The following is a 10,218-nucleotide window of genomic DNA, read 5'->3' as shown; positions in this document are numbered from 1 at the left end:
CAGCTGCCAGACGAAGCCGATGACCGCCAGCGACATCACGACCGGCAGGAAGAACGCGGTCTGGTAGACCCGGCTGAAGCGGATCTTCTTGTCCAGCTGTACGGCCAGGAACAGGCCGAGCGGGGTCGGGATCAGGATGAGCACGACGAACCAGATGACGTTGTGCTGGAGGGCAGGCCAGAACTGCGGGTTGTCGGTGAACAACTGCTTGAAGTTGTCCAGCCCGACCCACTTGATGGAATCGAAGCCGATGCCGTCCCAGGTGGTGAAGGCGAGCGCGATCGAGGCGAGCGCGGTCACCCACACCAGGGCGACGTGCAGGATCGTCGGCACGCCCGCCATCAGGCCGAGCGTGATGCGGTCGCGGCGGGTGAGCAGGCGGTTGTGCCCCGCGGGTGCCCTCTTGGGGCTCTTGACGGAGGCGGGGCCAGGAGGCGGCGCGGCCGCCTCCTGGTCCTTGGTGGGCGTCGTCGTCATGTCGCTCTCACTCGCCCCGCTCACGCGGACGCGAAGATCGTCTTCTTCTGGCGTTCGATGGACGACAAGATGCTGTCGACGTTCTTGGGGTTGCGGACGAAGTTCTGCAGCGCGGGCTGCATCACCGTGGAGGTGAAGTCCGGGCGGCTGTCGCGGTCCATGAACTGCGTCAGGCTCTTCGCGCCGGAGATCATCTCGTACGCCTTCTTCTGCAGCGCGGTGTACGAGGAGGTGTCGGCCTTGGACGAGGCGGCCACCACGCTGGAGTCGGCCTTGAGGTAGATCTGCTCGGCCTCCGGCGTGCCCAGGTACTCCAGCAGCTTGGCCGCGCCCGAGTCGTTCTTGGGGGCCTTGGAGAGCATGAAGCCGTCGGTCGGCGCCTCCACGGTGTCCTGACCGTAGGCCGGGTCGATCTCCGGGAAGGCGAAGAAGTCGAGGTCGTCGAGGTCGGCCTTGTTGGTGAACTGCTGGCCCACGAAGGTGCCCAGCAGATACATGCCGGCCTTCTTCGACACCAGGGTCTGCGCGGCGTCCTGCCAGGTGCGGCCGACGGCGCCGTCCTGGTGGTAGGGCAGGATCTCGGACCAGTGGTCGAAGACGGCCTTCACCTTGGCGTCGGTCCAGGAGGCCTTGCCCGCCATCAGGTCGACGTGGAAGTCGTAGCCGTTGGTGCGGAAGTTGATCTGGTCGAAGGTGCCCATCGCGGGCCACGCGTCCTTGTCGCCGAAGGCGATCGGGACCAGGCCGTCCTTCTTCATCTGCTTGCACAGGGCGACCAGCTGGTCCCAGGTGGTCGGAACCTCGTAGCCGTGCTGCTGGAAGACACTCTTCCGGTAGAAGAGGGCCCAGGGGTACGTGTACAGCGGCACGAAGTAGTACTTGCCGTCCTCGCCCTTGCTGAGCTTCTGCATCGCCTCGGGGAAGTTGGCGCCGATCTTCGCCCACACGTCGTCGATCGGGGTGGCCAGCTTCTTCGCCGCGAAGAACTGCATCCGGTAGCCGGCGAACCAGGTGAACACGTCGTCCGGCGTGCCCTGCAGATACGAGTTGATCTGCTCCTGGAACGTGTTGTGGTCCTTGGTGTTGACGTCGACCTTGATCCCGGACTGCTTGGTGAAGGCCGTGTAGATCTCCGCGAACGCCTTCTTCGGCACCGCGTCCGACGAGTTGGAGCCGAGTGTGACCGTCTTCGGGTCGGCGGACGTGCCGCTGCCGCCGCAGGCGCTCAGCAGGGGTATTCCGGCGCCGAGCAGGGCCGCGCCGCCCATACCGCGCAGCAGGGTGCGGCGGCTGGGAGAGGGAAGGGAGAGACCGGAGGGGGAGAGGTCACGCATGTACGGCTCCTGACGGGAGGGTTCGGTCTCGGAGGGCATGAGATCCAGCCGAAACCGACCAGAAATCAACTTGACCGAACACGATGGCGCAATGACAGCCCCATGTCAGGTCATACGTCAATAGCTGTCGGCTCGATTTGTCGAAACGTAATCGACACGAACTCTCCCGCCCCGGAGTGGATCACTCGTAGACGGCGAACGCCTTCGAGAACGCGAACTCGTCCTGGATGATCGAGCTGCACGTGGCGTCCGCGTAGCCCTTGGCCCCGCCTGCGCACTGCTTGTCGCGGGTCCCCGACCACATCGACAGCCCGCCGAGTCCCTTGGCCTTCGCGAAGGCCACCAGCTGGGTCGCGTCGTCGACCTTGAAGATCTCCGAAGTCACGTCGTTCACGCCGATCATCGGGGTGACGGCCACGGCCTTCCAGGCAGCGCCTTCGCTCAGTCCGAGCACGCCCTTGATCTGTGCCTGCGTGGCGGTCGCGGCCTGCTCGGCGTAGGTGCCCATGTCGCCGCTGTACGCCGGTCCGTAGTCCATCGCCATGATGTTGACGGTGGTGACCGCGACGCCGTTCTCCTTCGCGTCGGCGAGCAGGTTCACGCCGTCCTGGGTCAGGCCCTCGGGCATGACCGGGAGGGTGAAGGAGACGTCCAGGCCGGGGTGCTGCTCCTGGAGCTTCGCGACGGCCTGCGCCCGACGCGTGTTCGCGGCCGTGTTCGGCAGCGCGCCGCCCTCGACGTCGAAGTCGACCTTGGTGAGGCCGTACGCGTCCACGACCTTCCCGTACGCCGTCGCCAGGGCGTCCGCCGAGGAGCACGCCGTGGCCAGCTCGGACCCGGCGGCACCGCCGAAGGAGACCCGCACGTCACCGCCCTCGGCCCGCAGTGCGCCGATCTGGGCCGCCACGGCGTCACTCGCCAGGTCCGTCACCCCGCCCCACTTCGGCGTGCAGCCGCCGCCGTCGGTGACGAAGGCGAGGTTGTAGTGCTTCACGCCGGTCGCCCCGGCGCTCGCGACCAGGTCGAAGGCGGGGTAGAGGGAGGTGTCGACGTAGGGGGCGAAGCCGGCGTCGGTGCCGGTGCCGGTGCCGGAGCTCTGGGAGGGGGTGGCGGTGGTGGTGGCGCTCTGCGTGGGAGTCGCCGTCGGCGTCGCGGTTTGAGTCGGGCGGCCGCTGGGCTCGGGGGTCGCGCCGTCGTCCGCGGAGCACTTGGCATCGTCTATGAGGCAGCCGGTCGGGGCCCCGGTGCCGGTCACGACGAAGCCGACTGTCACCGCCTCGCCGGCGGCCAGCCCGTCCGTGTCCCACTTCGGCGGCGTCACGGTGACGTGCTGCCCGGTCACACGGGACTCGCCGTTCCAGAGGGAGCCGAGCGTGGACCCCGACGGCAGGTCGAACTCCAGCGTCCAGTCCTTCTCCGCCGCGCCGCTGTTGTTCGTGACGACGTACTGCGCGGTGTAACCCGTCGACCAGTCACTGGTCTTCGTGTACGCGGCACCGATTCCGGCCGCCTGGGCGGTTCCGCTGAACAGGATGGCGCCGCCGCCGACCGCCGCAGCGGCGACAGCCCCGCCGATCGTCTTGCTTCTCCCGCTCACCTTGCGCCGATGCGTGCTCATCACGTGTCTGCCTTCGCTCTTCGAGGGTGGGGTGCGGCAGCACGCTAGCGATCCGGAATCGGACAAACGGCCTGATCAGGACGGAGGTTGGCGGTCTTAGGGCGCGCTTAAGGAAGGGATCGGGACCGGTTAAAGGTAGAGACCAGTCGGCCTCTGCGACGGCGTCGTACGGAGCCTCGGTGCCCCCGTCGGAGAGGCGCACGCTCACGCCCGTCCAGCTGGATCCAGATCCGCACCTCGGTCCCGCCGAGCACCGACGACCCGATCCGCACGTCCCCGCCCGTCTCCTCCGCGAGCCGCCGCACGATGTCGAGGCCGAGCCCGGTCGACCCGGCGCTCCCCGAACCCCGGCCGCGCGCCATCGCCGCCTCGGGGTCGGGTATGCCCGGCCCCGCGTCGGACACCAGCACGATCACCGCGTCCTCGCCGTTGTGCAGGTCGACCGCGAAGGCGGTGCCCTCCGGGGTGTGCCGGAAGACGTTGCCGAGCAGGGCGTCCAGGGCGGCGGCCAGGTCCGGGCGGCCCACGGGTATCCGCACCGGCCGGTCGGCCCCGGCCACCCGCCACTTGCGGCCCTCGTCCTCCGCGAGCGCCGACCAGAACGCCATGCGCTCCCGCACGACCTCGGCCGCGTCGCACCCGGCGCCGGGTCCGGCCGCCGCGGTCTGCGGCTTGGCGTCCCGGGCGGTCCGGATGATCGTGTCGACCTCGCGCTCCAGTTGGGCCACCGCGTGCCGCGTCTGCTCGGCGGCCGGCCCGTCCCCCAGCGAGGCCGCGTTCAGCCGCAGCACGGTCAGCGGTGTCCGCAGCCGGTGAGAGAGGTCGGCAGCCAACTCCCGCTCATTGGCGAGCAGTTGTACGACCTGGTCGGCCATGGAGTTGAACGCGACCGCCGCCAGCCGCAGTTCGGTCGGCCCCTCCTCCGGCACCCTCGCGCCCAGCTTCCCCTCCCCCAGTTCGTGCGCGCCCTCGACCAGGCGCCGGGCGGGCCGCACCATCCGCACGCCCAGCCGGTCGGCGACCGCGACCGAGCCGACGACGAGCGCGACACCGACCCCGGCGAGGACCGCCCAGGCGGTGGCGACGCCGTTGCTGACCTCGGACTCCGGGACGTACACCTCGACGACCGCGATCTTGCCGGAGCTCAGCGCGACCGGCTGGAGCAGCGTGGAGCCGCCGCGCACCTCGCTGGTGGAGGCCCGGCCCAGCTTCCGCACGGTCGCGATGTCCCCGTCGGCGGCGCGCCGGCGCCCGAGGTCGACGGCCGAGGCGCCTTCGGACGCCGGTATGTGCACGGCCAGGCCCGCGTCCGACCCGGCCGAGGCGACGACCCGTTCCAACTGGTCGCGGTCGGTGGTGATGGACAGGGCGGGGGCGACGGCCGCGGCCTGTCGTTCGGCGTTGGAGAAGGCCCGGTCGCGGGCCATCTCCTTGATGACCAGTCCGAGCGGGATCGCGAAGGCGACCACGACCATGGTGGTGACCGCCAGCGAGACCTTGACCAGTGCCCATCTCATCGCGCCGGCTCCGATCCCGGTGGCTCCAGCTTCACGCCGACGCCCCGAAGCGTGTGCAGATAGCGCGGACTCGCCGCCGTCTCGCCGAGCTTGCGACGCAGCCATGACAGATGGACGTCGATGGTCTGGTCGTCGCCGTACGACTGCTGCCACACCTCGGCCAGCAGCTCCTTGCGGGGTACGACGACACCTGGCCGGCCGGCCAGGAAGGCGAGCAGGTCGAACTCGCGTCGGGTGAGGTCCAGTCGTACGCCGTCCAACTCGGCCTGGCGGCGCAGCGGGTCGACGGTCAGGCCTCCGACGCGCAGCACGCTCTCCGGCTGGGCGTCCCCGACGGCGGTGCGGGACCGTCGCAGGACGGCGGCCATCCGTGCCGACAGGTGGTCGACCGAGAACGGCTTGGTCAGGTAGTCGTCCGCCCCCGCGTTCAGCAGCCGGACGATCTCCGTCTCGTCGTCCCGGGCGGTGGCGATGATCACAGGGACGTCGGTGATGCCGCGCAGCATCTTCAGGGCCTCGGAGCCGTCGAGATCGGGCAGACCGAGGTCCAGGATCACCACGTCGAAACGGAAATGGGCGACCTCGCGCAGCGCCTCCAGCGCAGTGCCGACGCTGCGCACCGTGTGGGCGGCGTCGGTCAGATGCCGGATGAGCGCCGAGCGTACGAACTGGTCGTCCTCGACCACGAGCACACTTGCCATGCGCCGCACCGTACGCCATGCGGCGGAGCCTCATCCGGCGCCTGTGGACAACTTCCCGCCTGTGGGAAACGGGGCCGGGACCGGGCGACATCCGTGGGACGCGTGAGGCAGTATGGCCCGCGATGCGCAGAGGACTCATGCACGTTCTGGCTTGGACGCTCGCCACGGGCGCGGCGGTCACGCTGTCGTGGTGGGGCGTCCACACGGTGATGGCGGGCACGGCGTACGACCCGCCGCGCGCCCTGCCCATCACGGCGGCCGACGCGACCACGCAGGAGTCGAAGCCGCTGGCGTCGTCGACGAACCGGCCGACGCCGTCCCGGTCGAAGAGCCCGTCGCGGGGGCCGTCCCCGACTCCCACGCGGCCCCCGTCGAAGGCACCGACGACGAATCCCAGCCCGTCCCCCACCGAGTCCGGACAGGTCAAGAGCTACGACACCGACGGCGGCCGCGCGGTGTTCGACCTCGGCGAGACGTCCGCGACGCTGGTGTCGGCGACGCCCGGCACCGGCTGGTCGATGCAGGTGTGGAAGACGGAGTCGTGGATCCGGGTGGAGTTCTCCTCGGGCGCGGACCGGGTGTCGGTGTTCTGCACCTGGCACGACGGGCCGCCGCGGGTGGAGATCGGGAACTACTGAGTCACGTCACCGGAACACGGATGCAGGCGGCGCCGGGGAGGCCACCGCGGCCGCGTCGCTCACCGGTACGGCCCCGCCCGCGAAGTCGGTGAGCGGCCTGCCGTGTTCGACGCGGCCCGGGTGCGGGTCGGAGGCCGCGCGGCGGGTGAGTTCGGCGATCGGGATCGGGTGGTCGCAGGCGACGAGGACCGCGTTGCCGAAGCGCTTGCCGCGCAGGACGGTCGGGTCGGCGACCAGTGCGAGTTCCGGGAAGCGGGCGGCCGCGGTGGCGATCTGGCCGCGCAGGTGGGCGAGCGGCGGTCCGTCGGCGAGGTTGGCGGCGTAGAGACCGCCCGGCTTCAGGGCCCGGCGGACCTCGTCGAGGAACTCGGTGGAGGTGAGGTGGGCCGGGGTGCGGGCCCCGCTGAACACGTCGGCGATGACGAGGTCGGCCCAGCCGTCGGGCACCTTGGCGAGACCTTCGCGGGCGTCGACGGAACGCACCCGGATCCGGGCCCCCGTGTCCAACGGCAGCTCCCGGCGTACCAGTTGGACGAGGGCCGCGTCGCGCTCGACGACCTGCTGGGTGGAGCGGGGGCGGGTGGCGGCGACGTAACGGGCGAGGGTGAACGCGCCGCCGCCGAGGTGCACGGCGTGCACGGGCTTGCCGGGCGGCGCGGCCAGGTCGATGACGTGCCCGAGCCTCCGCTGGTACTCGAAGGACAGGTACGCCGGGTCGTCGAGATCGACGTGCGACTGCGGCGCCCCGTCGACGAACAGCGTCCAGGCCCGCGCCCGGTCCCGATCGGGTATGAGCTCGGCAAGCCCGCCGTCCACGGGTTCGACGACGGCTGCGGCCCCGCTTCCGCGCCGGGGGTTCCTGGACTTTCCCATTGCGCCATTGTCGCAATCCGCGGGCAGTCGTGCCGCTGGGGCGATGGGGGTCCCCCGCCCGAGCGAAGCCGAGAGCGGGGGGAGGGTGGGCGCGGGCGGCATATCGTGGCGCCGGGCCGCGCACCCCACCCCCGCCCAGCCGCGGTGCCGCTCACCGCCGAAGACACCTCACCGGCAGTTGTCCGCCGCCTCGATCAGCCGCGCCGCCTCCCCCAGCGCCGCCCGCAGCACCGTCGGATCCGTCGCGAGGTCCGCGTCGCCCGGCGGCAGCAGCCAGTCCGAGCCCTGCACCGGTGGCTCGGGGCTCAGCCGCAGCCCCCGCCCGTCCGTCTCCATACACGTACTGCCCGGTACGTCCCACCCGGCCGCGGTCCCCCGCGGCACCACGAAACCCAGCGTGTCGCAGTCGTCGTCGTGCAGCACCGGCCCCATCGCGTCGTCGCCCGCCCCGCGCCGCAGGATGTCGACCGCCTCGAGCCCGTGCCGGGTCGGCACCGTGACGACATCGCACGCGGCGTCCGGACGCGCGGCCGGGGCACTGGACGTGTACGGCGTACCAAGATCGGCGCTGCGTCTGGTCTCCATGCCGGCCTCCACCACGGAACCCCTCTTCCAACGAACGGTCGGAAGTCGGGCGGCTCCCGGTCCGCAGGGTTCAACGCGCCCGTGTGTCAACGGCTACGGAGGAAGTCCGCCGCAAAGGATGGCAGTTCATGGCAGATCTCGGATGAGATATCCGGTTTGTAGCCAAACACCGCATGGCGGGTCCGACACAGCAGGTACGTTCTTGCCCGCCGGAAACGGGGAGCCACACGGACAACTCACCGTGAATCCACCTTGGTTCCGGCATGGTTCGACGGTTCGCACGAGAGGACCCGAACATGGCGTCGTCAATGGTGACCTCGTCCCAGTCCCCCCTACCACCGCGGCCGAACGTCGCGTTCCGGCAGCTGCGCGGACAGCGCTCACCGGCCGAGTTCGCCGCGGCGGTACGGCGGGCCGCCCGCGAGATCGGCGAGCGGGTCAGCTGCGACGCACGCTATGTCGGCCGGGTCGAGGCGGGTGAGATCCGCTGTCCCAACTATGCGTACGAACGGGTGTTCCTGCACATGTTCCCCGGCCGCACGCTCACCGACCTCGGGTTCGCGCCCCGCTCGTCCGTACGCGGACGCGGGGCACGCGCACCCGAGGACTCGACCCCCTCAGGCGCCGCGATCCGGGCGTACACCGCCGGTGAGACGCCGGGGGCGGACGAGCCGTATGACACGCAGGACCCGTACGAGACGCACGACAACGACGAGGAGAGCGACGTGCTGCGTCGCGCATTCATGACCAGCGGGGGCGCCACGATGGCCGCCGCCTCGCTGGGCCCCTTGACACTCGCCTTCGACGCCTCGGCCGCGGAACGCCCCGTCCGACGCGTCGGGACGAGCGAGGCGGGCGCCCTCGAAGAGGCCGTCCGCAGGATCCGGCTGCTCGACGACCGGCACGGCGCGGACGGCCTCTACCGGCGTGCGGCCGCCCCGCTGCGCGCCGCCTATGCCCTGCTCGACGCCAACACGACCCGGCAGACGACCGCCGAACGGCTCCATTCGGGCGCCGGTGAACTGGCCATCTCGGTGGGCTGGCTGGCCCACGACTCGGGCCGCTTCGACGACGCCCGCTCGCACTACGCGGAGGCGCTCGCGACCGCCCGGATGACCGGTGACCCTGGCCTCGAGGCGCACGCCTTCTGCAACACGGCGTTCCTCGCGCGGGACGCGGGCCGGCCACGCGAGGCGGTGCGCGCCGCGCAGGCCGCGCAACGCGTCGGGCGTCCGCTGGGTTCCGCCCGACTGATGTCGCTGCTCGCGCTGCGCGAGGCGGGCGGCTGGGCCGGGCTCGCCGACCGCACCGGTTGCGAACAGGCGCTCGCCCGCGCACAGGCTCTCTTCGAGCGAGGCCACTCGGACGCCGACCCCGAGTGGATGAGCTTCTACGGAGAGGCCGAGCTGGAGGGGCTGGAGGCGCAGTGCTGGTCGACGCTCGGGGACTGGCGGCGCGCGGCCCGGCACGCGGCCCGTGCGGCTCAGCTCCAGGACCCGCACTTCACCCGGAACATCGCCCTCTATACGGCGGAGCTGGCGGACGACCTCGCGCGCGGGGGACGTCCCGACGAGGCCGCGGCGGCCGGGATGCGAGTGCTGGACCTGCTGGGCCAGGTCCAGTCGTCCAGGATCCAGACGATGCTCGCGGGCACGGCGAGAGTGCTGCTGCCGCACCGGCGGGCGTCGGGGGTGTCGACATTCCTGGAACGGCACGCGAGCCTGCCGCGCATCGCATGAGCGGAGTGCCTAGGAGAGGTGTCCCAGGTCGTTCCAGCTCTCGATCGCAGGCTCCCCGTAAGCCCACCCGAGCACCGACAAGGACGTCGGGTTGAGCCTGATCCGCGCCGCGAAATCGATCGGCAGCCCCAGCCACCTCGCACCGATGGACCGGAGTATGTGCCCGTGCGCGAACACCAGGACGTCCCGGTCCTCCGCGCGGGCCCAGGCCACCACCTCGTCCGCGCGGGCGGTCACCTCGGCGAGCGACTCGCCCTTGGGCACGCCGTCGCGCCAGATGAGCCAGCCGGGCCGGATGTCCTGGATCTCCTGCGGGGTCATCCCCTCGTAGGAGCCGTAGTCCCACTCCATGAGCGTGTCCCAGGTGCTCGCGCGCTCCCCGAATCCGGCCAGTCCGCACGTCTCACGCGCGCGGGCCAGCGGGCTGGTGCGCACCTCGACCCCGGCGAGACCGTCGAACGGCGCCCGGTGCAGACGCTCGCCGAGCAGTTTGGCGCCGCGCCGGCCCTCTTCGAGGAGCGGTACGTCGGTCCTGCCGGTGTGCTTGCCGGACAGCGACCACTCCGTCTGTCCGTGCCGGGCCAGCAGGATGCGCGGTGCCATGAAGAGACCCTTCCGGGAGAAATGAGAGGCGGGGTCCTCCATCATCGCGCACGCTGGGACGGGGCGGACCTCAGGGCAACCCGGCGGGCGATCTCTGCGTCTTTGAGGGCCGGGGGCGTGCCACGGCGGCGCG

At 71.1% G+C, this 10,218-nt stretch carries 10 protein-coding genes; 2 read left to right on the top strand and 8 right to left on the bottom strand.

Translation table 11 applies throughout. The features are described 5' to 3' along the window. From ADK57_RS18765 to ADK57_RS18745, 5 genes are all read right to left on the bottom strand, one after another. Positions 1–477: carbohydrate ABC transporter permease (locus tag ADK57_RS18765; RefSeq protein ID WP_199830616.1), on the bottom strand; the 477-nt coding region annotated here is incomplete at its 3' end. Positions 478–497: 20 nt separating this feature from the next. After that, positions 498–1,811 (bottom strand): ABC transporter substrate-binding protein, encoded by a 1,314-nt coding sequence (locus ADK57_RS18760; protein WP_053750634.1) that lies wholly within the window; start codon positions 1,809–1,811, stop codon positions 498–500. Positions 1,812–1,992: 181 nt separating this feature from the next. Next, positions 1,993–3,429 carry a cellulose binding domain-containing protein gene (locus ADK57_RS18755; RefSeq protein WP_053750622.1) on the bottom strand — a complete coding sequence of 479 codons (1,437 nt, stop codon included), beginning with the start codon at positions 3,427–3,429 and terminating at the stop codon, positions 1,993–1,995. 107 nt (positions 3,430–3,536) lie between these two features. Continuing rightward, entirely contained in the window at positions 3,537–4,946 is a 1,410-nt protein-coding gene (locus ADK57_RS18750) for a sensor histidine kinase (RefSeq protein WP_053750621.1), read from the bottom strand. Then, on the bottom strand, positions 4,943–5,647 hold the full coding sequence (locus ADK57_RS18745; protein WP_053750620.1) for a response regulator transcription factor: 705 nt from the start codon (positions 5,645–5,647) through the stop codon (positions 4,943–4,945). Before ADK57_RS18745 ends, ADK57_RS18750 begins: the two co-directional genes overlap by 4 nt. 122 nt (positions 5,648–5,769) lie before the next feature. Between ADK57_RS18745 and ADK57_RS18740 the strand changes: the two genes are divergently transcribed. After that, a complete protein-coding gene (locus ADK57_RS18740) occupies positions 5,770–6,285 on the top strand; it encodes a hypothetical protein (RefSeq protein WP_053750619.1) in 516 nt (171 codons plus the stop codon). Between the two features lie 6 nt (positions 6,286–6,291). Here the strand turns inward: ADK57_RS18740 and ADK57_RS18735 are convergent, their stop codons facing one another. Continuing rightward, on the bottom strand, positions 6,292–7,158 hold the full coding sequence (locus tag ADK57_RS18735; RefSeq protein ID WP_053750618.1) for a spermidine synthase: 867 nt from the start codon (positions 7,156–7,158) through the stop codon (positions 6,292–6,294). A gap of 168 nt (positions 7,159–7,326) precedes the next feature. Beyond that, entirely contained in the window at positions 7,327–7,743 is a 417-nt protein-coding gene (locus tag ADK57_RS18730; RefSeq protein ID WP_053750633.1) for a hypothetical protein, read from the bottom strand. 296 nt (positions 7,744–8,039) lie between these two features. Between ADK57_RS18730 and ADK57_RS18725 the strand changes: the two genes are divergently transcribed. Further along, positions 8,040–9,482 carry a hypothetical protein gene (locus ADK57_RS18725; protein ID WP_053750617.1) on the top strand — a complete coding sequence of 481 codons (1,443 nt, stop codon included), beginning with the start codon at positions 8,040–8,042 and terminating at the stop codon, positions 9,480–9,482. Between the two features lie 9 nt (positions 9,483–9,491). On the opposite strand, the gene ADK57_RS18720 is transcribed toward ADK57_RS18725, so the two are convergent. Next, positions 9,492–10,085, bottom strand: coding sequence for a histidine phosphatase family protein (locus ADK57_RS18720; RefSeq protein WP_053750632.1), 594 nt, complete (start codon positions 10,083–10,085; stop codon positions 9,492–9,494). Positions 10,086–10,218: the final 133 nt, after the last annotated feature.

Origin of the sequence: Streptomyces sp. MMG1533 (assembly GCF_001279775.1) — a bacterium.
Taxonomy (GTDB): Bacteria; Actinomycetota; Actinomycetes; order Streptomycetales; family Streptomycetaceae; genus Streptomyces.
The sequence above is the reverse complement of the archived record's forward strand: the minus strand, read 5'-3'. Positions and strand labels throughout refer to the sequence as shown.